Source organism: Pseudocolwellia antarctica (assembly GCF_049933045.1).
Taxonomy (GTDB): Bacteria; Pseudomonadota; Gammaproteobacteria; order Enterobacterales; family Alteromonadaceae; genus Pseudocolwellia.
Window position 1 is genome coordinate 1,606,438 of sequence record NZ_CP187926.1, and the last position, 23,522, is coordinate 1,629,959.

General features: G+C 34.7%; 31 protein-coding genes and 2 pseudogenes. 7 read left to right on the forward strand and 26 right to left on the reverse strand.

Annotation, left to right across the window (positions count from 1 at the left end):
* Nucleotide 1: 1 nt before the first annotated feature.
* Nucleotides 2–979 carry an HPP family protein gene (locus tag ACPUVN_RS07050; RefSeq protein ID WP_426370317.1) on the reverse strand — a complete coding sequence of 326 codons (978 nt, stop codon included), beginning with the start codon at nt 977–979 and terminating at the stop codon, nt 2–4.
* Nucleotides 980–1,378: 399 nt separating this feature from the next.
* Here ACPUVN_RS07050 and ACPUVN_RS07055 point away from each other — a divergent pair, with 399 nt between their 5' ends.
* Nucleotides 1,379–2,218, forward strand: a complete 840-nt coding sequence (locus tag ACPUVN_RS07055; RefSeq protein WP_426357368.1) for a LysR family transcriptional regulator — start codon at nt 1,379–1,381, stop codon at nt 2,216–2,218.
* 411 nt (nt 2,219–2,629) lie between these two features.
* Here ACPUVN_RS07055 and ACPUVN_RS07060 read toward each other — a convergent pair whose 3' ends face one another.
* Nucleotides 2,630–3,490 (reverse strand): AraC family transcriptional regulator, encoded by an 861-nt coding sequence (locus ACPUVN_RS07060; RefSeq protein ID WP_426357369.1) that lies wholly within the window; start codon nt 3,488–3,490, stop codon nt 2,630–2,632.
* A gap of 154 nt (nt 3,491–3,644) precedes the next feature.
* Between ACPUVN_RS07060 and grxC the strand changes: the two genes are divergently transcribed.
* The 3 genes from grxC to ACPUVN_RS07075 all read left to right on the forward strand — a co-directional run bounded on the left by grxC (nt 3,645) and on the right by ACPUVN_RS07075 (nt 5,917).
* Entirely contained in the window at nt 3,645–3,905 is a 261-nt protein-coding gene (gene grxC / locus ACPUVN_RS07065; protein ID WP_426357370.1) for a glutaredoxin 3, read from the forward strand.
* Nucleotides 3,906–3,948: 43 nt separating this feature from the next.
* Nucleotides 3,949–4,428 (forward strand): YkgB family protein, encoded by a 480-nt coding sequence (locus tag ACPUVN_RS07070; RefSeq protein ID WP_426357371.1) that lies wholly within the window; start codon nt 3,949–3,951, stop codon nt 4,426–4,428.
* Between the two features lie 238 nt (nt 4,429–4,666).
* Nucleotides 4,667–5,917, forward strand: coding sequence for a tyrosine-type recombinase/integrase (locus ACPUVN_RS07075; RefSeq protein ID WP_426370318.1), 1,251 nt, complete (start codon nt 4,667–4,669; stop codon nt 5,915–5,917).
* A gap of 49 nt (nt 5,918–5,966) precedes the next feature.
* On the opposite strand, the gene ACPUVN_RS07080 is transcribed toward ACPUVN_RS07075, so the two are convergent.
* From ACPUVN_RS07080 to ACPUVN_RS07135, 12 genes are all read right to left on the reverse strand, one after another.
* Nucleotides 5,967–6,365: a GFA family protein gene (locus ACPUVN_RS07080; RefSeq protein ID WP_426357373.1), complete on the reverse strand. Its 399-nt coding sequence runs from the start codon at nt 6,363–6,365 to the stop codon at nt 5,967–5,969.
* A gap of 159 nt (nt 6,366–6,524) precedes the next feature.
* Nucleotides 6,525–6,830, reverse strand: coding sequence for a YdeI/OmpD-associated family protein (locus ACPUVN_RS07085; protein WP_426370319.1), 306 nt, complete (start codon nt 6,828–6,830; stop codon nt 6,525–6,527).
* Between the two features lie 253 nt (nt 6,831–7,083).
* Nucleotides 7,084–7,629, reverse strand: a complete 546-nt coding sequence (locus ACPUVN_RS07090) for a GNAT family N-acetyltransferase (RefSeq protein ID WP_426357375.1) — start codon at nt 7,627–7,629, stop codon at nt 7,084–7,086.
* A gap of 55 nt (nt 7,630–7,684) precedes the next feature.
* Nucleotides 7,685–8,176 (reverse strand): GNAT family N-acetyltransferase, encoded by a 492-nt coding sequence (locus tag ACPUVN_RS07095; protein WP_426370320.1) that lies wholly within the window; start codon nt 8,174–8,176, stop codon nt 7,685–7,687.
* A 96-nt stretch (nt 8,177–8,272) separates the two neighbouring features.
* The gene (locus ACPUVN_RS07100) at nt 8,273–8,782 is read right to left on the reverse strand and encodes a YgjV family protein (protein WP_426357377.1); all 510 of its coding nucleotides are present in this window, start codon (nt 8,780–8,782) and stop codon (nt 8,273–8,275) included.
* A gap of 22 nt (nt 8,783–8,804) precedes the next feature.
* Nucleotides 8,805–9,017: a hypothetical protein gene (locus ACPUVN_RS07105; RefSeq protein ID WP_426357378.1), complete on the reverse strand. Its 213-nt coding sequence runs from the start codon at nt 9,015–9,017 to the stop codon at nt 8,805–8,807.
* A gap of 165 nt (nt 9,018–9,182) precedes the next feature.
* Entirely contained in the window at nt 9,183–9,731 is a 549-nt protein-coding gene (locus ACPUVN_RS07110; protein WP_426357379.1) for a DoxX family protein, read from the reverse strand.
* Between the two features lie 32 nt (nt 9,732–9,763).
* Entirely contained in the window at nt 9,764–10,534 is a 771-nt protein-coding gene (locus tag ACPUVN_RS07115) for a putative DNA-binding domain-containing protein (RefSeq protein ID WP_426370321.1), read from the reverse strand.
* Nucleotides 10,534–11,439 carry a DUF692 domain-containing protein gene (locus tag ACPUVN_RS07120; RefSeq protein WP_426370322.1) on the reverse strand — a complete coding sequence of 302 codons (906 nt, stop codon included), beginning with the start codon at nt 11,437–11,439 and terminating at the stop codon, nt 10,534–10,536. The genes ACPUVN_RS07115 and ACPUVN_RS07120 overlap by 1 nt, the downstream gene beginning before the upstream one ends.
* Nucleotides 11,440–11,443: 4 nt before the next feature.
* Complete coding sequence (locus tag ACPUVN_RS07125) at nt 11,444–11,791, reverse strand: DUF2282 domain-containing protein (protein WP_426357383.1); 348 nt, start codon at nt 11,789–11,791, stop codon at nt 11,444–11,446.
* A gap of 340 nt (nt 11,792–12,131) precedes the next feature.
* Nucleotides 12,132–12,542 (reverse strand): hypothetical protein, encoded by a 411-nt coding sequence (locus ACPUVN_RS07130; RefSeq protein WP_426357384.1) that lies wholly within the window; start codon nt 12,540–12,542, stop codon nt 12,132–12,134.
* Between the two features lie 62 nt (nt 12,543–12,604).
* A complete protein-coding gene (locus ACPUVN_RS07135) occupies nt 12,605–13,144 on the reverse strand; it encodes a hydrolase (RefSeq protein ID WP_426357385.1) in 540 nt (179 codons plus the stop codon).
* 305 nt (nt 13,145–13,449) lie between these two features.
* Between ACPUVN_RS07135 and ACPUVN_RS07140 the strand changes: the two genes are divergently transcribed.
* Complete coding sequence (locus tag ACPUVN_RS07140; protein WP_426370323.1) at nt 13,450–13,761, forward strand: hypothetical protein; 312 nt, start codon at nt 13,450–13,452, stop codon at nt 13,759–13,761.
* Nucleotides 13,724–14,149: a putative porin gene (locus tag ACPUVN_RS07145; RefSeq protein ID WP_426370324.1), complete on the forward strand. Its 426-nt coding sequence runs from the start codon at nt 13,724–13,726 to the stop codon at nt 14,147–14,149. The genes ACPUVN_RS07140 and ACPUVN_RS07145 overlap by 38 nt, the downstream gene beginning before the upstream one ends.
* A 216-nt stretch (nt 14,150–14,365) precedes the next feature.
* Here ACPUVN_RS07145 and ACPUVN_RS07150 read toward each other — a convergent pair whose 3' ends face one another.
* The 8 genes from ACPUVN_RS07150 to ACPUVN_RS07185 all read right to left on the reverse strand — a co-directional run bounded on the left by ACPUVN_RS07150 (nt 14,366) and on the right by ACPUVN_RS07185 (nt 18,971).
* Nucleotides 14,366–14,704 carry a hypothetical protein gene (locus ACPUVN_RS07150; RefSeq protein WP_426370325.1) on the reverse strand — a complete coding sequence of 113 codons (339 nt, stop codon included), beginning with the start codon at nt 14,702–14,704 and terminating at the stop codon, nt 14,366–14,368.
* Between the two features lie 19 nt (nt 14,705–14,723).
* A complete protein-coding gene (locus ACPUVN_RS07155; protein WP_426357389.1) occupies nt 14,724–15,440 on the reverse strand; it encodes a L,D-transpeptidase family protein in 717 nt (238 codons plus the stop codon).
* A 131-nt stretch (nt 15,441–15,571) separates the two neighbouring features.
* Nucleotides 15,572–15,931 carry a DUF2306 domain-containing protein gene (locus tag ACPUVN_RS07160; protein ID WP_426370326.1) on the reverse strand — a complete coding sequence of 120 codons (360 nt, stop codon included), beginning with the start codon at nt 15,929–15,931 and terminating at the stop codon, nt 15,572–15,574.
* Between the two features lie 116 nt (nt 15,932–16,047).
* Nucleotides 16,048–16,398: a DUF5329 family protein gene (locus ACPUVN_RS07165; RefSeq protein ID WP_426357391.1), complete on the reverse strand. Its 351-nt coding sequence runs from the start codon at nt 16,396–16,398 to the stop codon at nt 16,048–16,050.
* A 95-nt stretch (nt 16,399–16,493) separates the two neighbouring features.
* Nucleotides 16,494–16,835, reverse strand: a complete 342-nt coding sequence (locus ACPUVN_RS07170) for a hypothetical protein (protein WP_426357392.1) — start codon at nt 16,833–16,835, stop codon at nt 16,494–16,496.
* 112 nt (nt 16,836–16,947) lie between these two features.
* Nucleotides 16,948–17,247, reverse strand: coding sequence for a hypothetical protein (locus ACPUVN_RS07175; RefSeq protein WP_426357393.1), 300 nt, complete (start codon nt 17,245–17,247; stop codon nt 16,948–16,950).
* 137 nt (nt 17,248–17,384) lie between these two features.
* Nucleotides 17,385–18,278 (reverse strand): DUF2608 domain-containing protein, encoded by an 894-nt coding sequence (locus ACPUVN_RS07180; protein WP_426357394.1) that lies wholly within the window; start codon nt 18,276–18,278, stop codon nt 17,385–17,387.
* Between the two features lie 321 nt (nt 18,279–18,599).
* Entirely contained in the window at nt 18,600–18,971 is a 372-nt protein-coding gene (locus ACPUVN_RS07185) for a hypothetical protein (protein ID WP_426370327.1), read from the reverse strand.
* Between the two features lie 184 nt (nt 18,972–19,155).
* On the opposite strand from ACPUVN_RS07185, the gene ACPUVN_RS07190 reads away from it, so the two are divergent.
* Nucleotides 19,156–19,905 (forward strand): IS5 family transposase, encoded by a 750-nt coding sequence (locus tag ACPUVN_RS07190; protein ID WP_426358621.1) that lies wholly within the window; start codon nt 19,156–19,158, stop codon nt 19,903–19,905.
* A 61-nt stretch (nt 19,906–19,966) separates the two neighbouring features.
* On the opposite strand, the pseudogene ACPUVN_RS07195 reads toward ACPUVN_RS07190, so the two are convergent.
* The 4 genes and pseudogenes from ACPUVN_RS07195 to ACPUVN_RS07210 all read right to left on the reverse strand — a co-directional run.
* Nucleotides 19,967–20,263, reverse strand: a pseudogene (locus tag ACPUVN_RS07195) (transposase); the annotation flags it as partial.
* A 232-nt stretch (nt 20,264–20,495) separates the two neighbouring features.
* Complete coding sequence (locus tag ACPUVN_RS07200) at nt 20,496–21,059, reverse strand: sugar O-acetyltransferase (protein WP_426357396.1); 564 nt, start codon at nt 21,057–21,059, stop codon at nt 20,496–20,498.
* Nucleotides 21,060–21,294: 235 nt separating this feature from the next.
* A pseudogene (locus ACPUVN_RS07205) lies at nt 21,295–22,874 on the reverse strand (transposase).
* A gap of 232 nt (nt 22,875–23,106) precedes the next feature.
* Nucleotides 23,107–23,427, reverse strand: a complete 321-nt coding sequence (locus tag ACPUVN_RS07210; RefSeq protein WP_426357406.1) for an immunity protein Imm33 domain-containing protein — start codon at nt 23,425–23,427, stop codon at nt 23,107–23,109.
* Between the last annotated feature and the right edge of the window lie 95 nt (nt 23,428–23,522).

Genomic DNA, 23,522 nt, shown 5'->3' on the forward strand with positions numbered 1-23,522 from the left:
ATTATGTATATTCACTAGCTCTAGTCCAAACACCATAACTATTTTGATCAACTTCAAACTTAGACCAGTTTAAAAATTCAGACAATGTACAGTAACTCGTTAAACCTGTATTTATTCCAGCTGCAATGGTAAATCTAACAATATTAATTTCCTCAATTTTATTAACATGTCTGATTTCCCAATTGTTTCCTAATTTACCATTACTGTATGAAACTCCCATTTCAATAACTGTTGGATGTTCATTATCAATTTCTGCATGCCGCTTGGCATTTTCAAAAATATCAATCCAGCCTTCGTTTGTAATATCAATAAAAGAACCATGGTCATTAACTGATTTCATAAAGTCTTCAATGGTAATTTCATTTTCACGATCACCAGGTGAAATTTTACTTACGGGATTAGCTTTAAAATAACTATGTGATGGATAACGACGCCAATGAAAAGGATAATTTAAGATAATTGCAGCGATGATGATAATGGCGCAATTCAATAATGTAGGTACTAATATATAACTAAAGCCTAATGAATGAATTGCATCACCACCTAAAATAGCTCCGAGTGCTGTAGCTCCACCTGGTGGATGTATACACCTAAAGTAAGACATTACAAAAATAGATAAAGACACTGAAAATGCAGCTGCTAGTACTAAGTTATTACCTAAATACTTCCAACATAAAACACCAATAAATGCGCTAAACATATGGCCTCCAATAACTTGCCATGGTTGAGAAAGCGCTCCATGTGGTACTGCAAACACTAATACTGATGTTGCCGCTATCGATACAACAACGTAGGTATTATAAGAAACATGTTCTGCGATATTCATATAACTCAGAAATAATTGAGAGAAATATATTACGCACAGTGTTGATAATAATGACGTTAACGCCGCTAAACTAATATCTTTTAATGGCGATTCTACAGAAGGCAAACCAATATAGAGCTTAAATTCATTAATAATAGCGTTAGTTTTTATCACGTTAATCTTAATTCCTTTAAACGAGTGAATACGCAATGTTGCGAGTTTTATAAATATTTGTAATAAAAATTTGAGTTAAGCACCCTGCCTTAAATTTCAATGTGATTGTTTTTTGACCGCTCATATATCTAGTAATAATAAGCACAAATATAATTATCAACGTAAGTTTTACATGATGGAAATAGATAGTTGATTCACTCGTTAAACATTGCATGAATGCCAATAAAATCGGCATTAGATAGTGTTATAAATTACTTTTTAACATAAACCAAATTCTTTGCACCACATGAGACAGTTAAGCACAACTTTAGTGCGACAATATTAACCTAGGCTATATATCTATGTATAATGAATAATATAGAGGTTTAATATTGAATATTTTGATGTAAATAGGGTTTTATGGATTATCTAGCGGCTAAAACATTCTTATCTATTTGTGATGCGGGCACATTTGGTGCAGCCGCAATTGATTTAAACGTTACACAAACAACAATAACAGCACGTATAAAGACCTTAGAAAATAACCTTAAATGTTCTCTATTTATTCGTAATAAAAGTGGAGCTAAATTAACTAAAGATGGTGAACATTTTAAATCGTATGCAACTCAAATAGTTCAAACTTGGCATGCAGCACAAAGAGATCTCCCCTTACCTACGGCTTCTAATGACAGCCTAGGTATTGGTGTTGATTTAACTTTATGGAATCCTATTGCTGCCAAACTTCTTGTTCAAATTACTGAATCAAACCCAAATCTTGCTATTAATTTAGAGGTTGCTGACAGTAAGCAACTCAATGAAAAAGTTAAAACTGGGAGTTTAGATATCGCTTTAGTACACCAACCTGAATACAGTTCGCGTATTATTGTTGAACATTTATTAGATGAAAAACTTGTTCGTGTACAATCTAAAGTTAACCCTCAACCTTACATGTATATTGATTGGGGAGATAAATATAGAAACCTTCATGATGCAGCTTTACCTGATTTAGTGCGCAGTAAACTGTCGGTAAGTTTAGGACCCGTAGCACTGCAAGTTATGCTGAAGTCTGGAGGTAGTGGCTATTTTAGAACACGAGTTATTAACCGTTATTTAGAGCAAGGCTTAATTGAACTTACACCTAACTCTCCTCAATTTTCTTATCCTGTTTATCTTATTTGTTACGCTGAAAAAGATATAAATATAAACAACTTAAAGCACCAAATAGAGCAAGTTTTTAATGAGAGTGATGATTGGTTTTAGATTATATTAATCATTTCTAATATAGATGAGTGAATATAGATGAATGAAAATAGATGTATATGCGCCCTATCTCTTTTAGTATTGGAAATAGCGACTGAAAAACGCCTTAATTATTTTGTGTTGATGCCACGACTATCTTTAAAAACTACCCACTAAAGCTGTGTCTTATACCCTTTAATATCGAGCGATTTACTTACAATTTTGAAGATGTACATGATCTTAAACGCTTATTTAAACCATAAGATAGACACGGTTTAAGTATTTGAAATAGGCACATGCCTTTCTTTATAAACCATTAATATATGTCGATTCATGCTATGGGTCTTTAAAAACAACAAACTGCATTGTTGTTTCAACTTAAACGTAAGAATAAATACCACCAAGCATGGATGGTTGCAGATGACTCTGCTGTTAACCTTCCTTTTTATTAGCCCTAAATTGTTTCGGTGTCATGCCAACATATTTATTGAAAGTTTTAGTAAATGCGCGCTCTGATTCATATCCTACAGACAATGCAATATCGTCAATAAACATCGACGTACTCGTGATCATCTCTTTTGATTTTTGAATACGTAAATTAGACAAATAAGTAAATACTGTTTGACCAACAAGCGATGTAAAACGTTTGGAAAATGCCGCTCTCGACATGCCTATATTTGAAGCTAAGGTTTCTATAGTCCATGGTTTATCTAGTGAACTATGTATTAACTCTAAAGCTTTAGTAATACGTTTGTCACGCAATGCATGAAAAAAAGAATGCTCTTCTTGTCGTCCGAAATTGATACGTATTAACTCAACAAGTACAACCTCAGTTAACTTATTAACGATTATTTCATTGCCTGGGCTTTGCGACATGTACTCAGCACTTAATTGATTAAATGTACTTTTAAGCCAAGTATGTTTATCAAGTTCTTCTTCGCGCACTATCGTAACTTGTTCAAAAATATTGCTAAGAGGGCTTAGTTCATCATGCTGAAATGAACAATCTCCGCACAGTAGTAAGGTTGAGTTATCACGTACAGGCATATTACCCATAGGCGGTTCACTAGAAAGTGAATGATCAATTCCAGGACCAAGAAAGATTAAATCTCCCGTTCCTAACTGCTCTACTCTGTCTCCAATAGTTACCCAGCAAGCACCTCGTTTAATTAAATGAAAACATGCGGTGGTTTTATTGGCGAACTCTTTTGTCCATGGTGATTCTATTTGGCTACAAAAGTATACGCTGCCGCTAACCCTTAATGAGGTAAGAATATCGCTGAGTATTCCCACTGACTTCTCTCTTATTACATTGATGAAATATTAATATTAGACGATTGGTGTACAAACTAAAGACTTTCGCACGTTGTTGAGCTTTTAATGTCCGTCATAATAACCTCATCAAAACGAGAAAGCAAAACAACAGCAACAACTACAGAGGCTCCTAATGAGTAAAATAGAAATTTATAGCAAAGGCTACTGCCCATATTGTAAACAAGCAAAAGCGACTTTAGATAGCTTAGGTCTTCAATATGAAGAATATGAAGTGACTGACAGCAAAGCACTTCAATTAGAAATGCGTGAACGAAGCCAAAGAACAACAGTTCCACAAATTTTTATTGATAACCAACACATTGGTGGCGGTGATGATTTTCATAAAGCGCTAAGAAACGGCGAGCTAGCAAAATTTATTGAAACAACAACATAATTATTAAAAATAATACTTAAATATATTTAAAAAGGAATAGATCATGAACACAACTATACAAAACACAACACAAGAACGCGCAGCACTTATTACAACAATTGGTGAAAATGCAATCCGCTTTTCTATCGCTTTAGTACTTATTTGGATTGGTGCTATGAAATTTAGCGCTTACGAAGCAGGTGCTATTGAAGGTCTTATTGCATCAAGCCCTCTTACATCATTGTTATATAGTGTATTTAGTTTACAAGGTGCGTCTAATTTTATCGGTACTGTTGAAATTATTACGGCAATTGCTCTTATATTAACGCCTTTGAATCGTATTGTAGGCATATTAGGTAGCTTAGGCGCTATTGCTACATTCGCCGTAACTTCAAGCTTATTGTTAACAGCTCCAGTTTGGGAAGCATCATTGGGTGGGTTTCCAGCGTTAAATGTTGTACCAGGTCAGTTTTTAGTTAAAGATTTAGTTTTATTAGCGGCATCTATCTGGTTATTAGGTAAAGCATTAAGTGTGAAAAAGTAAGTTAGTGTTTAGTCACAAAAGACTTAACGTTATTAGACAGCCAGCTACCTTTGTAGCTGGCTTTTTTATGTTGTTCAACCCTTGCATATTTATACTTTACTGTTCTTACACCTAACGTACTAATCTAGTCATATCACCGCCCTATCAACTTTAGTATTGGACATAGTAACTATAAAAAATTACACTTAGCTCTATTCAGTTAAGCTCATTAGCTCCCATCAAAGATAAAAGATTTAAAATGTCATTAACTAAACCCGTACCTTTATACCCTGCTTATATCGATCTGCTTGAATTTGATTTCGAAGATTACCCTGAACTTGATAGTTTATTTAAATCAGAAGATAAATGGTGGCTTGAGCATTTTAAATGGGGACAAGCTTTTCTTGAATATACAGGTCGAAACAAATCAATTCATACCTACGACCGCTTTAGAAATGAGATAGAGCGCTTCTTATTGTGGTCTTTCATTGTAAAGAAAACACCGATAGATCAACTCCGTAAAAATGACATTCTTGAATATGCTGACTTTTGCTGGTTACCCCCTGTTAGCTGGATTGGTACATCAAACCAAGAACGTTTCAAGTTATCGAATGGCTATTCAACAGCAAATAAGTTTTGGGCACCCTATAAAATTCAAATACCTAAAAGCCTTAAAAACATACAAGATGTTGCCGACATTGATAAGAAAAAATATCGTCCGTCTCAGCAAACGTTAACTTCATCATTCACCGCTTTAATTGTATTTTATAGTTATTTAATGGGTGAAGAGTATTGTTTAGGTAACCCTGCACAAATTGCTAAAAAAGATTGTCGTCATTTTATAACTGATGCACAGGTAAAAGAAGTAAAGCGCTTGAGTACTCCTCAGTGGGAATATGTTTTAGAAACAGCTATGACTATGGCAAATGAAGATGAAACATTTGAACGTAGTCTGTTTGTAATAGCTTCTCTAAAAACACTATTTTTACGTATATCTGAATTATCTGAGCGCCCTGCTTGGTCACCAATTATGGGACATTTTTGGCAAGATGAAGATGATAATTGGTGGTTAAAAGTTTTTGGTAAAGGCCGTAAATTACGAGACACCACAGTACCTGAAGACTATATTCCATTTCTAAAACGCTACAGAGCTTCAAGAGGCTTATCGAGTTTACCTACAAGCAACGAAAATACTGTATTAGTTGAGAAAATTCGTGGCCAAGGAGGCATGACATCACGACATTTAAGACGCTTAGTACAAACGGTTTTTGATAAAGCTTATCTAAATATGAAACAAGATGTTGGCGAAGACAAAGCACTAAAACTAAAAGAAGCTTCAACACATTGGCTTAGACATACAGGTGCAAGTATGGAAATTGAGCGAGGTCGCCCTCTTAAAGATGTTTCTGAAGACTTAGGGCATGCAAGTATGGCAACTACCGATACTGTATACGTGCATAGTGAAAGTAAATTACGCGCTAAAAGTGGTAAAGAACGTAAGGTTAATTAAAAATAAGTTGGCTAGACAAGAGTTAGCCAAGTTTTTTATTATCTGCTAATCAAATGTCTTTAGCGAAATAAGCCATAATTTCTTCAGTCGTCATTTCTTTCGTTTCGTTTGAAAAACAATAGTAGCTTGGTCGCATATCACTAAAATATTGCATATCCATTTTTAACCCTGATAGGTTTGGAAATAACCCAACAGGCATATTATATTCACCCGTAGCTTTAAACTTATAAAATAGATGAGTTCCACAATCAACACAAAAACCTCGTGATGCCCAAGATGATGATTCATACATTCTAACTTTATCATCACCACTTATTTTTACCTTAGTACCACATTTAACCACAAAAAAAGGAGCACCTCCCCAAGGACACACTGTGAATTTTGGGTCTATCTCTTCAACTTCTATATTTACAGCACCACAAAGACAACTTGTTTTAGCATTCGACATTGTATTCCTTCTTAATTGTTGAGTTAACCATTATTCATGTTAGCTAGAATATAAATAACCTCAAATCGGATTAAATAGAAAGCACACATCAAAGAAACATTTAAACGACTTTATTATTTTAAATCAAGATTATAAAATATTGGTGATCTGGTATCTTATCTATTTTTTACGTAAAGAAGGGGTTTTTTCACCTAATTCAGATGAGGAGATCAATATAGCCAAACGCCTTAATTGAGTTTCTTGTTTTTTTGCGCTCATTACCCACCAAATAGAGTCTCTTTTATATGATGGAGCTAAACAGGTAAAGTAATCCCATGCTGCTTGATTAGCCTTAATTTGAACTTCGTATTTACTTGCGAGAGGAATATTCCTATCTTCAGATGAATAACCTTGTTTATCTGATCTATTGTTAAACACATGCATTCCTGCAGGTTTCATCTTTCCAAGTGGAATGAGTGCCTGCACTTTATTTACGTTTACAGCACTCCAAACGCTTTTAATTTTACGAGGAGTAAAACGGATTTTATAACTTTGTTCGTCAACAGTTTTTCGTATACCGTCAATCCATCCATAACAAAGAGCAACATCTACAGAGTCAGACCAAGTTATCGTTCACGACCTGTATGCTTTTTGAAATAACCCACCCAAAGTTCAGTGGCTTCAGCGTTATTTTCTAACCAATGTTCAAACTCTTCTTGTTTGTTAAAAAATTTAATATTCATATTTTTATAATTTTTGGTCTTATAAAGTAACCGAGCATACTGCCAAACAGATCTTTGTACATAGCTTCTATTTCTGTTTTTTGGATCGTTTCGCCTAAAATTAACATCTCAAGTTCTTCACCAGGCTCTTTAACGATAAAGCCAGATGAATTGAATCCATTTTTCTCATAAAAAACTTTACGTTTAACTCTTTGTTTATAGTTTTGTTCTTGTTTATCAAGCTTTTCTATATTCAGTACAATTCTTCTATCTGAAAAGATGATTTTGAGTAAATCCATTACCTTACTTCCATACCCTCCAGAACGATAAAACTCTGATATAGCTAAGAAGTGGATCAAAACAATATCTTTATACTCTGTGGTATAAATAAGTCCTACCCAAATATCACCCGCATAAATAACATTAAATCCATCTTGACCATTTCTGAGTTTAAATTTAAGTAACCACGTAGGAATATTTCTAGCTGTGGTAAATGCTTTTTTATAAAGGTCGATAACATCCAAGTAGTTGTCGTCATACTGATTTAACGGTCTAAGATTCATATTTAGTACCTAAATGTTCTTTTGGATTAATACACTGAACCATTTAGATGCAATATTAAACAGGCATATTTAAGCGAGCTAAAATAAGTAAATTGGAAAATTTTCCCGCTTTAAAACTACAGCTTTTCTTTTCACCTTCTATTTGAAAACCGAACTTTTCATAAAGAGATAATGCAGCTTCATTTTCAGGGTAAACTTCTAGCTCTAAACGTAATAAATTTAACCAGTTATCTGCTTGATTAATTGCTTCTGTAAGTAGTTTGCGTCCTACGCCTTTACCATGACTATCAGGATGCACCGCTATTGCTAAAGATGCTGAATGTTTTTCTCTTGGTTTATTAGATAAAATAAGACTTACATGCCCAATCACTTTGTTATCTAATTCAGCGACTAATATATAATCTGTTGGACTTTGGAAAAACTTCTCTACATCACTCGAGCTAAGAAAAGGCACTTGAGATGTATTTTCTGTTACCGATGGATAACTATAAATTTCGGCCAAGTCTTTAACATCTGTTTGTTCAAAACGTCTAATATTTAATTTCAATGTAAAACCTTAATTCTGAAAATATATAAATTGATGAGTATCATTCAAAATCACTGATATGAATAGTAATAAACTATTGTTATTGCAGCGTTGCGATTAAATTGGTTTATCTAATTGTTTTGCAATGTAATAACGATAAAAACCAATAGCACTACTTCCAACAAATACGATTTCTACAAGTATACCTACAGGCGACCATAAAATAGCATTATGAATAAGCCACAACGACCCACCTAATATCATCATAATACGTAAGAATTTGTCATTAGAACTAAATGATCCTGTGGTAATAAAAATAGTCGCTATAAACCCTAAAACACTTAGAAGTCCGACATAAGTATAAATACAAATAAATAAGCTGACACAAAGTGAAGCTGCAGCCATCCATTGAAATTTCCATTTAATAGAAATTAAAAATCGAATGCTAGAAAATAGAAAAATATATCCTGCTGTAGGTTGATCAAGTAATAAATAATGAAATCCATTAAATAAACAACTTACAGATAATAGCGCTAAGATCCGATTCTTGTCTTTAAGTTGCATAGCATAGCACTCAATAACGAGAGTAAAAGTAACTAAAATTTGAGATAGGAAAAAATCGGGCATAAATTCACTGAAAAATGGAATGTTAATATAACTCCATACAGGATAACGTTTTTATAGGAGTGATTAAATAAACAGTTTCATGGGCATCACCAATATGAATTAATCCAGATTGAGACATAAGAAATCCCATACCTAAAAATACCATTGGCGCAGTTAATATAGTAGTAGAAAGCCTTTTGGCTAGCATAGCGTAAGTAATAACTGAAAAAAGAAGAATGAGTAATCCGATTTCCATTGGAAGTTCCTAATTAGGTAACTGAATGTGTTTATAAAAGATCAACGTTAGAGTGATTAATGTAAATAAACACAAGTCATAGAGTTAGCGCGTTATTTAATATTAAAAAATAACCGGCTCATGGCCGGTTATTTTAATCATTAATTTACAAAGACTAAATCAAAGTTAACTCGTTGATATACGTTTAGCATCTAAGCCAAGAAACTTATCTACAGATAAAAAGCCGGGTCCACGTGCAAAAATAATTAACAATGAAGCTGCCCACCAAGATGCTGGATTAATCCAATGATCTAACGTTGGGAAAACAGCAAGCTGAATAAACAATGTCATACCGATAAGGCCTAATGCAGCAAAGCGTGAAAACAAACCGATAATCAGTAATATTGGAAGTAATACTTCAACAACACCAGCAACAACGGCTAGTAATTCAATTATTGAAACAGTAAGAGATCCGTCAACATAATCTAATGTTTGAGGATCACAAAGAAGTAATGCACCTTCTCTAATTGGATCTGGACAAAAGAATTCATATTTGAATAGGTCGTATTTATCTACATTGAATTGTAGAAAACCGTCCCATTTACTTAAGCCTGAATCGAGGAATACTTTAGCTACCATACAGCGCATAAATAATAGTGCTAAGGGTTCTACGAACCTTGATAACTGCTCGCCCATTTGTACGTACAACAGTTGTAATTTTTTAACCATACCCATGTTTATTCCTTAATATTTATTATGTTTTTTAATTAATTTTTTATTTCTAATAATTCATTTTGTAAGCAAGCTGTAAAAGCGTCACTCACTTCAAAGTTTTCATCTACAGCTAACGCAGCATCAAAAGCCTCGCCAAGCGATCTTCCTGTACCTTGAAGAGACTGCATAAGTGCAACCTCTGCAGGAGAAAGCAAACGTGCTTGTACTGCACCTTGCAAACGCCATAACATAACAAAATCATCATTAGACGATTCAGAAGTAACAGCGTCATTATTATTTGTTTTTAGAGAAACCCATTCTAAAAAAGCTTCTTCATTAACCTTCAGTAATAAAACACTAGGATTAAGCTTCACCTTAAGTTCAGTAAACTCAGTGTCTTGCTCCATAAGATGAGTAACAATCTCGATTGTTAATGTTTCACTTGAGTCAGCACTCATCAAACTCATTAACCACATATAATCCAACTGTGCGATATCGACTAAATGAGTAAATAAATTGGATGATGTATGCTGATTTTCAATAAAGTCAGGAAAGTTTTTACCGTATCCAACTAAAGTGCCTAGCTCAGGCGGAAAATAATCAACAAAAAGTCGAGCCATTTTACGAAAATCATCAGTACCCACTTTTTTTTCACACATAGGAAAATTAGCCATTAATGCATCAATACAGCCTTTATAATAGCCGTTGCGATAAATCGCTAATCGTTTAATGTGTGATGGATCTTCACAAAAAGGCTCCATTTCACTTGAATCACCGCTGCGTAAGTAGCTCGTGAAAGCATCAATATATTGATGAGTACTCATTATCGAGTCACTTCTTTATAAGATACATTTGAACTTGTTTTCAACGCGCATTGATCTAAATAATTTTGTGCTGTTTGACGTTCACTCATCAATTCTGTAAACGACGGAATGTTAGCATCTCGCTCTACAAGTACGGGTTTATTGCCAAATAATACGAGTGCTTGCTCCAGCAACTTCCATACAGAAGGCGCTACAGCAGAAGCATGGCTGTCTATTAAAAGCGACTGCCCAAGAGTAGGATCAGGATCATGCCCTGCGATATGTATTTCACCGACAAGCTCTGCGGGGATTTGCGATAAATAGTTCAACGCATTAATACCCGTATTCTTACTACTAATGTATAAATTATTAATATCGATGATTAATCCACAACCTGAACGGTTAGCGGCCTCAACTAGAAACTGAGGTTCATCCATATCACTTATAAAATCTAAATAGTTACTTGGGTTTTCAATTAAGATAGATCGACCTATACCTGACTGGTAGCAATCAATGCCATCAATTAAAAATTGGAGGGCGTCTTCTGTACGAGGTAATGGCATTAAATCTGCAAAATATTTACCATCTGATTTAGACCATACAGCATGCTCAGATACAAGTGCTGGTTGAAACTCATCAATCAACGCTTTTACCTGTCTGGTGTGCGCAGCCATGGTTTTATGATCAGATCCTAACGAGCCACCAACACCATGAAAGCTGATGTTAAAGTTTTCGCGAATAGCTCTTAAATAATTTAACCGAGGTCCACCTGCTACAAAGTAATTCTCTGTATGCACTTCAAACCAAAGATTATTTGGAGGCAATGGTTGCTCGGGTAATGCGAAAATATCATCAAGGTGATCAGGTTTTAAACTTATACCTGCACCTAGATGATCCTCAGCAACAATGTGCTGAGGAGAGCGCAAGTTATTAACCTTCAAGCGAACCTTTACCATTTGGAGTTACGATAGATTCACATGTACCTTTAGGAGAGTATGTCCAAGCATTAGCTTGGAAATCTGAAGTTGAAGTACCTTCACAACTAGTACCTGCACCAGCTTTACAATCGTTTTCACCTGCTAAAGCAATGCCGTAACATTTATCTTTACGTCCACGAGCTTTATCACCAGCTAACCAGCCAGTAAGTTTTTCTTGTACTTTTGGTGCTGCATCAGCTGCAATTGTTAATTGGCTATTTGCGCCTGCTGTTGCGCCTGCACTTAAAACGGCTACTGATGCGCCAACTAATAAAGCTTTAGTTAAGTTTACTTTTTTCATTTTTATGCTCCTGATTAAAAATTTTTTATTGTTTCATCAGTGACGTGTTAATAAATTTCATCACATTAATATAAACAAGTATTATAAGGATAAGCGATATCGCTGTGTTATCAACTTAAGAGACCTATACTTGTAAAATAATATTTCAAAGTATTTTAAATAAAGGTGAAATTTATAAAAAATATTGAGTCGAAAAGCAGATGAAATATAAATAGAAATCATGTTTAGATTGATGGTAGGAAAAGAATATAGACCATTAAAAATAAAGAATAGTTTTGCTTAATTTATAATGCGTTTTTCAGGTGGTTGATAACGTGATCTAATAAATGATATAAAAATACTAAACCTTTTTAGCTGTATTCAAAGTTTCTAATAATTCATCAGATTCTTTTTTATAAGGCGCTGTAAAATGTATATAAAGTATTAAGCAGACATTGGGCACGGTAACGATTAAAATTTGACCTGCAGTTATTAAAATACACCCGCAAGCTAACAAAGCACCTAACATCCTTACTTTCTTATTTATCGCCTTGTCATTTATCCAGTACTTACAGATGTAAAAATGAAAACACCATAATCCAGCTAAAAGTATCATTGTAACAGTCATTAAAAATTCGTTAGTCGTATATTCTAACTGGCATGAACCTACAGTTAAGCAAGAAAGTGCTTCCCATAAAATACCTAAAGGTATTAACAATCCCAAACAAGATAAAATACTGCAAAAGATCACTATGATTACTCGATGCATCATAATTTAACGTCCTGTTAAAATACTAAATGAAGAGGCTTACATGGCTTATTTACATACTTGAACTAACGAACTAAATTTAAAATATTTTTGAACTCAGGAATTCTACAATCCTTAACAAGTTCGTATAAACACATTTCTAAGCCCGTAATTTTAACACCACAATCTTTTAACCGGCTAATGGCAAGTTGTTTATTAATTAATGTACGAGAGGAAATACAATCACTTACAAGTTCTACTTTATAGCCCTGCTCGACCAAACCTTTTGCCGTTTGATACACACAAATATGGGCCTCAATTCCACAAACAAGCCAAGTATCTACATGTGAAGCTTTAACTGAGTTTAGGAAGTCGGTGGACTCACAGGCATTGAACGTGAACTTAGTTATGGGAGTTATATGATTAAGAAGATCATTAAGTTCGTTAACGGTAGAACCTAACTTACCAGGGTTTTGTTCGAGTAGAATGACAGGTAATTCAATAGCTTGCGCCCCTTCAATCAACTTTTCACAATTAGAGATCAATGCATCACTGTCATGAACTAAACGTGCAAGTTTACCTTGAATATCAACGACAATAAGTCCGGTATTATCTTTGTTTAACATCGTAAACTCCTAGGCTAAAACATAACTTAAAATCTGATAATGAAAGTTAACACATACTCAGTCTACTTACGGAACAAAAAACATGTGAACATTAAATATTATATATTTATCCACAGAAAATTAACTATATTTATTGTAATTATACTAAAAGTCTTGTTTTCTTAATTGAGTATAAGTATAGTGCGCGCGAAATGGATTTTACTTGTTAATAGGTTGTAATTTATACAGTTTAGCTGGCATTAACGATCCATTTTCTCCCTCAAATTTTACTTGGGAATTAACATAACATATAAAGGATTTATATAATGAAAACACGTGCAGCACTCTTCGGTTTATCTTTACTTTCTTCAGCGGCTCTAGCTAATGATTACAATACTCAACTTGATGTAGATTATTTCAATGTTGATAGTTTCGATACAATTAAAATTGAAGGCACATATTACCTAGAAAACGTTTCTACAAATAACACAGCATGGTCAGAAGCTGCGTTTATGGGCAGAAACACAAGCGCTAGCTTAAGCTACACAGATTTTGACAGTGATGCATACCAAGTAGTATTAGGTGGTGACTTTTACCACAATGATTCTTTTTGTTGGTTTAGACGTTACTTATTTTGACGTAGATGGCGGCGACAATGACACGGGTCTTGTTGGTGAAGTTGGTTACTTTGTTGATACAAACTGGATGGTTTCAGTTTCAGCAGCAGATGAAGACTTCTCTGATTCTTTAGCATTAAACACAAAATACATTGCTACTTTAAGCAACGGTAGATTTGTTAACGTAGAAGTTTCTTACCTTAACTTTGATAACGATTTTACAGCAGCAGCAGATTATTTTTGGACTGCTCAATCAAGTGTTGGTTTAAGCCTTTCTACTGAAGAAGGTATTAACGGTACAATCCGTGCTCAACACTTTTTTACCCCAGCTGTTTCACTTCGTCTTGAATATGTTTCATTAGAAGACAGTGATGATGGTTTCTTATTAGGTTTAACTGGTCGTTTTTAAGCTTAAACGATTACATAAATTGGGAGACATTTGTCTCCCTTTTTTTATGTGAAATATTCAAGTATATATATAACGAATGGAATATGATTTTTTGTTAAATAACTCATTAGATCGTTAGTTTTGGTTCTCATATATTTTAAAATATTGTGAAAATACGTACTTTCTAGATATTCCCTTTATACCCGCAATAAACGGAAATAAAAACGCCTTGCTACCCTATAGCTCTAATTTCCATTCAGTTTCATCTATAAAATAAAAAGTTAACATGTTCGATTCTTGAATATTATAATTTCGAAAAGAACCCGTTGAGTATGGACCTCCAATGGTCGCTGAATCAATAACATTAAGTCCCTGATCCAAAAGATGAATATGAAGCATATTTTCGTGAGGAATATCATCCGTCATAAAAACAATATATTTATGGTCTGTTTTAATACACAGTTCCATATAATTACCGTTAATATTTTTATCTGTTTGCACATTATTTAAAAATATACAGCTTCGCTCTGATGAAATAGGCTCTGTATTAAATTCTTTACTGCTGAGTATAATCATATTCAACTAGGCAAACGTACTAGCGTTCAAAAACATATAAGCCATTTATAACTTCTACATTGGGTGGTTTTCTATATTTATTGAAATGATCAAAGCCTTCCTTTAAGTTTTTCCAGAATGGATACCATTGATTTGACTTATGTTTATCTAAAGTATTTGTGTCTAAATGAAAGGGAAAAGAATGAACTCTGAAGAAGGGCTGCCCCTCTTTTAAAGCCGCTACTGAAAGTGAATATATCTCATCCATATAATTATCTGTCATAGCGTAACAGCCAATTGATACACAATCCCCATGCACCATTAAAGCACTGCCTGTACGACCATGTTCTCGATCATATTTGTTTGGGTAACCTAAATTAAATGAAAGGTGAAATTTACTCCATGGGTTCAACTGTGAAGCATTTACAAAATAAAAACCTTCAGGACTTTGGTAATCGCCCTCTTTTAGTTTTGGACCTAAGTTTCCTGAAAATGTACAAATATCATAAGTTTTAAAATTTACAAATGAGCCACTGTCAGATTCAAGCCATACTTCTAAAATACCTGGGTCTTTAAAAATACGGATAAAGATGGGCGACCCATACTCTAATCCTTTTACAGCAAGTTCTTTTTTCAGTGTTGCTTCTGTATTTTGAATAGATTTTTCAGCTCTTGAGCTTGTAGGTATATCTCCTGCAAAGGACAGAGAATAAATACATGCATTAAGGAATAATAATAAGTATTTAAATTTTTTCATAACGAGGATCCGTAATATCAAGTAACAACGTTTGATTAAAGAATTAAAAATGTTAAACCAAATAAAGTTGATACATTTAACAACAGCCGAGAGATATTTATTTGAACTTAATACTCGATATTAAGCATCTACTAGAAAAGCACACCATATAGGAACCGACCAGGGCTTACAACGGCAAAATAAGCTGAGATAACAGTACCTATATATGCACCAAGCATACAATAAACATGACGTTTAGCATTACCACTTCTAATAGCAAACACACCGACAGGGACACAAACTATAACGACAACAGAAAATATATGTAGCCAAGTAAAACTACCTGTTGGCCTTATAAAAAGAGAACTAACAGCTGCTATTAGCATTAAAACAGCCCAAAACTTTCCAATACGTTTATGAAGTAAAGTCCCCTTTTTCATGGCCAAATTTATAGCACCAAAAATTAAAGACGGTATGACAGCTAAAAGATGTATATAAATATCTATATGCACTCTAATCTCTCATGGTTTACTAAGTAGATATAACGATTGGCTAAAGTAGTAAAGATCAAGGAAACCAATGGTTATGTCTACTAACTAGGAACCACAGCTTATCAGGATTGTTAGCATTATTTTTTAGATGTTCTATAAGCATCTAACTCTAACAATAACCATTCTTTACTTGTAACAGGCGCATTACTCTCACAGTGAATTTTATAATACTTACCCGACATTTTACTTTTAGTTGCTGAATATTTTATAAAGTCTTCGGTTGTCTCTATATCATCAACATAATAATTATATTTTTTATTAATATGCTCAACAGCTTCTTGTCCATTATGACGAGTTCCATTTCTTTCATAACTACAAGAAGTTTCACTCACGAATTTTAATAAGTGGTCAATTTCATCTTGTGTTGATGCATAACTGTTAATAGAAAATACTGAAGTAATAATGATAAATACGTAATTGAATTTCAATGTAACTCTCCATGTAATGATAGTGCCTCGCTTAGAGGTAAATAATTTATTTAGGTGGTTGAAAACTGTCAACCTCTATCCATTTAATATGATTATTATATTGCACGAGCCTTGCGTTTAATAAAAGCAATAATAATTAATACAAACGGAAGAAGGTAAAAGGTAAGAGTAATTTCAGTTAAATCAAATATATTATTTGCTTTTTTTAGTGATAAAAGAAGTAAAACAATACTTATGCTGTAAATGATCAGAGCTACATTAAAAAACCAGGATCGATTTTCTTTGCCAACTAACCAGCAACCTAATATGGAAGGTAAAAGATAAATAACAATAACAGCGGCTAATAACCCTAATACTATACTAAGAGGCGGTCCTCCGTGAGCATAAGCAGGAGAACTTAGAAGTAACATACTTAAGAAAACTAGATTTTTTGACATAAACACAAATTCCTTTTGCGATATAAAGCCCCAAACTAAGGCTATGAACGGCTTGCTATAATAACCAGAGAAATACAATACCTCATTGTTATCCTACTACTAGCTCTTCTTTTCAAATTTTCCTGCGATAAACAACTATCCAAAAATAGAGCAAAATAGCGATACAATGTAAGAAAAACAGACTTAGCCCAATTAAAAAGCGATATTTAGTTTCATCGTTTTCCATAAAGTCTTCTAGCATTAATAACCAAAAACCTACAAAAGTAATGAATACTGTTGGTATACCAATCTTTTCAACTAAATGAGCGGTACTCCAACCTTCGTACGTATACTGATCAAACAACCCCAGCAGAGCTGAAATAAAAATCACAATAACAACAAAGGTATACCAAAACCCAATAAACTTCTTCATAAACACTTAACTACCTAACACCAAAAACAGAAAGTATAATTATTGTACAAATGAGCGAGACGTAAATAACAGTAAGTTATTTATCAATATCAACATCAGGTTGAGACAACTTTATTTACAACCTTATGATGTGCTCATTAATTTGCGCTTAGGCACCCTGCTGAAATATCTCTCTGAGGAAATACAGTATTTAGAGTATTGTTAAGTTCTATCCAATCATTAGACATTTTGATTGCTTGAGATTCTGTTAATACAGCCCCAAATTCAGCTTCTCTTTGCTTCTCAATATTCACATAGTGATAAATGTTTCGATCGATATGGCTTCTATTTTTAAATTGCTCGTAAACATTAACTATATTTTTTCCCGAGTCATCAACAAAAACTATGGCATCAAATTCTCGGCCTGTTTTGTCAAGAATATAGTCTAACATTTCACCTTTATTCATACCCGAAGTCATCATTACACCTTTCATATAACTCAACTCTCTCTCAAGAGTTTCTCTATAAACAGGAGCATCTTGCCCTGCAGGTGATAAGGCTGAAACTTCTAAATTCATTCCATTTCTGATTAATTCTCTTTCAGTTGCCGCTCTATAAATAGGAGCGCGAGAAGTAAGAGCTAATATTGTATTTTGGTTTGATTGCCACTGTTCAATAACGCTTGGTAAATTATTTTCTGTAAGGTTCATAGGAGATAATTCATAAAGAAGGCCAATAGAGTCTTCAAAAAGGCAAGCAACTTGTTGATCTTCACTTGGTTTAATATCTAATTTACCGCGCTGCCATTGATACCAAATATCTCCACCCAAATCGACCGAACTTGTGAGCAATGTATTGTCAATATCTACAACGATCAAAACGTTAGAGCTTCCATATTTTGCATTCAGTTTATTAACGTCTTCTACTACGGTAGTAAATGAAGTGATTTCTTTTTGCATAATTGGCAGATCAGATAATGTTATATTTATTGAACAACCAGATGTAGCCATAAAAGCGACAAGCGCTAATGCTTTTACAGATAAAACTTTCATATTTATTCCTTGGTATTTGTTAACGTTTAAACGACTCATATCATTAAGATGTTTAAACGTTAACCAAAATATTTGATGAACAAACAACAGCTAAACGTTGCTTGTCTGTTTGAATGTATTGTTAGCTGTATATTACACTAACTAACCTGAGCTCGGCTTAATATATTCTTCTCCAACAGCTACTTTTACTTGCTTCATCGTTAAATTTACTTGCTATAGGCTAGCTATTGACGCGAAATTTTCCTTGAAGAAAGAAAAACTATCAAGCTAGAGTATAAGTTAAATTTTATTAGTAATAATTTCAATAAATTAAAAAACATCTTAAACCGAGTTCAGGTGAACTAAACTAGTCGCTGCGATACAAAAAAAGAACAACCACGATAAATGTTTACCACGAGTAAACGAAAATGAAATAATCCCACTGATTATAAAAGTTAAAGCAATTACAATAATAATTTCAGTGTTAATGTTATCAGTTGGCGCTGACAATAAATACAATATGGCAGCAAAGCCCCACCAAGCTATTGTTGTTAAGTGCCAAGCAAACCGTAAAACACGTTTAGTAAACCAATCACTCCCTAATAATTTAGGTAAATTGTCGCGCCTAAACAAACGAGTCAGTATAAATTTTTCACCTAAGTATGAATGTAAAATACCTATAACTATGAGTAAAAATGTTCCTATAAGTAACATAACTCCCTCCGTACAGTTACCGTATTACTAGGCATAAAGACCACGTTGACCAATAAGGCTAGGAACGGTACTCATTTGTTTTTCTCTTAACTTGCTAGGGGGTGTTGATCTTTGTTTTAATTTTATACGTAAGCGGTAATCTCGTATAATTTACTTCGCCAAAAACAAACCTTACGAGATCACCATGCCCCGATTAATGCTCACTGATGAGTTGTGGTCGAAGCTAAAAGCTATTTTGCTTGAAGATAGAGTTTATAACAAGCTTGAACACAGACAAACGATGGAAGGAATTTTATATCGCTTGCGTGTCGGCTGCCCATGGCGTGACTTACCAGAGTGTTTTGGTTTATGGAATACCATTTATCGCAGGTTCCTTCTTTGGTCGAGAAAGGGAATATTGATGAGGTTATTCAAATCGTTATCCGCTAATAGTGATGTAGAGTGGGAGTTCATTGATGGTAGCTATATTAAAGCACACCAACACAGTACAGGTGCTGCATCTAAACAAGAGCAAGCGATAGCGTTAAGTCGAGGGGGTAATACGAGTAAAATTCACTTAGCTGTTGATAGTTATGGTTTGCCTATCGAATTTATTATTACAGGTGGTGATGTTCATGATAGTAAAGTGGCAAATGAGCTGATTGAATTATTACCTCAAGGTGATTTTGTTATCGCAGACAAAGGCTATGATAGTGAAGCTATAAGAAATAAAGTTCGAGAGCGCAACTCAATCCCTATAATACCGAGAAAGCAAAATTCAAAAACAGGTAATGGTGATATTGATTGGTGCTTGTATAAATATAGGCACTTAGTTGAAAATGCATTTGCAAGGCTAAAACATTTCCGTTCTATAGCTACAAGGTATGATAAATTGAAATTACAGTTCGAGAGTATGCTAGCACTGGCGTGCGCAATGATTTGGCTGTCAATGTGAAAGATCAACAGCCCCTAGTGTTTTTTACAAGTTGTTAATTATTTACATAGAGCGTAATGTGAACATCGCCCGATAAACTCATGAAAGTAATGTTGGTTTCACAGGCATTGGCAATGCGGCGACTGCTGATAAAACCACGAGAATAGCCAAATAGAATAATCTTTAACATCACTGATGGTGGATAGGCGGCTGCGCCGCCTTTATCGTTTTGATACCACGGTTCAAAGCCTGATAAATCAAGGTGATTTTCAACAATATGCGCAAGCGCATATTCAAACGTACCAGGGATAATTTGCTGTGAGAAATCGATGGGAATGAACTTACTTTGACAGGACAAATCGGGTTTGTAGTTAGCCATGTTAATTAACTTTAGCAGGATAATATCTATTAGATCACAGATAAGAACACCGCACAAGGTTAAAAAACATACAACCTAAAGGTAATAAAAGGAACGTGAAATAGTTCCTTTTTGGAGAAATTCTACAGCCTCAACGACTCGCTAAGAGGCAAAAAATAGTTGGTTAAAATAAGCGACGCAGGAGAAAAAACCAACTGTTTTTTGTTCTTTTGAGCTACTTGTTATGAGTAAATTACACCGAGGTTACGACTTCTTTAATTACCTTTGCTGGATTACCAGCGATAACAATATTACTACCAAAGCTTTTTGTAACTACTGAACCTGATGCTACAACGACGTTATCGCCTAAAGTCACTCCTGGATTAATTGTAGCTTGTCCTCCAATCCAACAGTTATCACCAATAGTAATTGGTTTGGCAAGTTCTAACCCACTATTTCTCTCTACTGGATCCAAGGGGTGTGTTGCAGTATAAATTCCTACTTGAGGAGCAATCATACAATTATTCCCAATTCTAACTTCTGCAACATCCAAGATAACACAAGCAAAGTTAACGTAAAAATTTTCGCCAACGTGTATGTTAGAGCCATAATCACAGTGAAACATTGATTCAATATGTATATTTTTTCCTGTACTTCCAAATAGAGATTTTAATAATTTAGTTCTTACCTGTAAGTCTACAATAGAAGTTTGATTTAACTTTTCCGTCATTAAGCGAGCATTCAACCTCATCTGAACAAGTTCATCATCGCTAGGGTTATACAAATCTCCCGCTAACATTTTTGTTCTTTCTGACATTTGACGAAGCTCCTTAATACAATCTTTACTCATAACGAGCCTGTAGAATTACTCGTTTTTTATTTAATTTTTAATCAAAATACTCTAACTGGATTATTTTCTTTTAACAATCAAAAACGTTTACGTTTTTGGACGATTTTTATTTGTGCATCGTTAAAGGTTTATTAAGAGTGATGATGAAGTGGTTTATGTCGTTTTGAGGCTGGTTTTTCGTGTGATGTTGGGCTTTTAGGCCCTAATGCAGATTGTTTCTTAACTTTTCAATATTATGAACAAGGCAATACATTTGCCATTGGGTGTTCACTTTATCTTGCCCACGCAAGGTGAATTTATTCATGCCTTTATTAACCGTGATATTGCCAAACACCGGTTCGATTGCCCCTAATCTTTTACTGTACTGCCGTCGTCCAATGGGCTGTCTATTTTTACCTTCATTCGGTCACTGTGACTGACATTTTGTACCAGGTTCGTTAAGAACTGGACTTGTCGGCCGGTTGATTTGGGCGGCTTTCGCATACATTGCTTTTGCAGTGGACAAAATCGGCAGTCTTTCAAATAGCCCGTGAATCGGACGTAGCTTTTACCTTGGCTGATGATACTTGTACTTTGCCGCCAAAGTGTTTTCCCCGCAGGACAAATGCAGCTATTGCTGGTTGGGTCAAAGTTAAAATCGTCTTGTGTAAAGCGTCGCGGCCTGCCTTTACTGCGTTTTAATCGCCGTTTTTCTTGCTCTGTATGGTAGGTCTCACTGGTTTTAAAGAGTGGATTTCGACTTCTAAATTGCGTATCAGCTATGTAGCTGTCTAACCCTGTTGTCGCCATATATTCCAGATTAGCTTCACTGTGAAAGCCACTATCTGCGGTGAACTTAGCGGTTTCAAATGCGTTTGGTGTACCAAGTTTACTTAATTGATTGTTGAGTTGTTCTATGGCGGGTTTTAATGTTTGTTGCTCGCCAACACTGCCCCAAGTTTGAGCTTGAAGAATGATTTGATGCTGACGTAAAGGGATTTACTAATGCCTTGATGCCATGGATGGCAATGAAAGGCGAGCATCGTTAATCGCAATGCCGTTGTAGCCTTGAATGGTACCTTTACTGGTGGTCATTTTAGCGCTGTCATTATCGGTAACATTACTTTTAACGGACTTGCCTGTACTACCGTGCTTTTCTTCGTTGGTCGCTAAGAAATCACTGATTTTTGTGGCGCTGTTATCAAGCTTCGCTTTTTGTTTTAAGTCATGGTTGATTTCATCTTCACTCAAACCATCTTGTGCTTGGTGCTTTGCCAGAATGCGCTGGCTAGCTTTGCGTAGCTTCTCTTCCTTGCGAGTTAACTCGTCAAATGTCCCACTATATTCTTTACTCGCATTGGATTTTATCTTGCAACCATCGATGGCAAACATGTGACGGCCAATGAGTCCTTCCTTATCACATATCATTAATACTTGAGTGAATAGCGGCTCAATTTGGTCTTTCATTCGCGTAACAAATGCGGCAATAGAGGTGTAGTGCGGCTGAACATCGCCCGATAAACTCATGAAAGTAATGTTGGTTTCACAGGCATTGGCAATGCGGCGACTGCTGATAAAACCACGAGAATAGCCAAATAGAATAATCTTTAACATCACTGATGGTGGATAGGCGGCTGCGCCGCCTTTATCGTTTTGATACCACGGTTCAAAGCCTGATAAATCAAGGTGATTTTCAACAATATGCGCAAGCGCATATTCAAACGTACCAGGGATAATTTGCTGTGAGAAATCGATGGGAATGAACTTACTTTGACAGGATAAATCGGGTTTGTAGTTAGCCATGTTAATTAACTTTAGCAGGATAATATCTATTAGATCACAGATAAGAACACCGCACAAGGTTAAAAAACATACAACCTAAAGGTAATAAAAGGAACGTGAAATAGTTCCTTTTTGGAGAAATTCTACAGCCTCAACGCCCCACTAAGAGGCAAATGACAGTTGGTTAAAATAAGCGAGGCACGAGCAAAAACCAACTGTTATTTGTCCTGCTTTAGTGGCTTGTTATGCGTTTTTACTCTGCACGCCAAACATCCTCATAGCCTTCGCGATCAATAATTACATTAAATTCAGGTTCAAGTGCCAAATATTTAATAATTTCAGGGCAATGTTTTTCAAGATGCAAAGCACATAATGGTTTGTAAAAATCCTTATCATCTGAATATTCACCACAATAAATGTACCAACCATTTGTACCATTTTCGGGTTTAACTCTCACCGCATGGATTGGTTTTAAATGAAGGCTTTGAATTGCAATGCCGACTTTCAAATTCATATCTACGCCATAAAATTTGGAATCATATTTTTCACAGATTGAACGCTGTAAATCTTTCATATCACCAAACCTTTAAGAACGCATAACGCCCTGTTAACAGGCAAAATGCAGTTGGCTAAAAATAAGGAACGGAGTGACAAAAAGCCAACTGTATT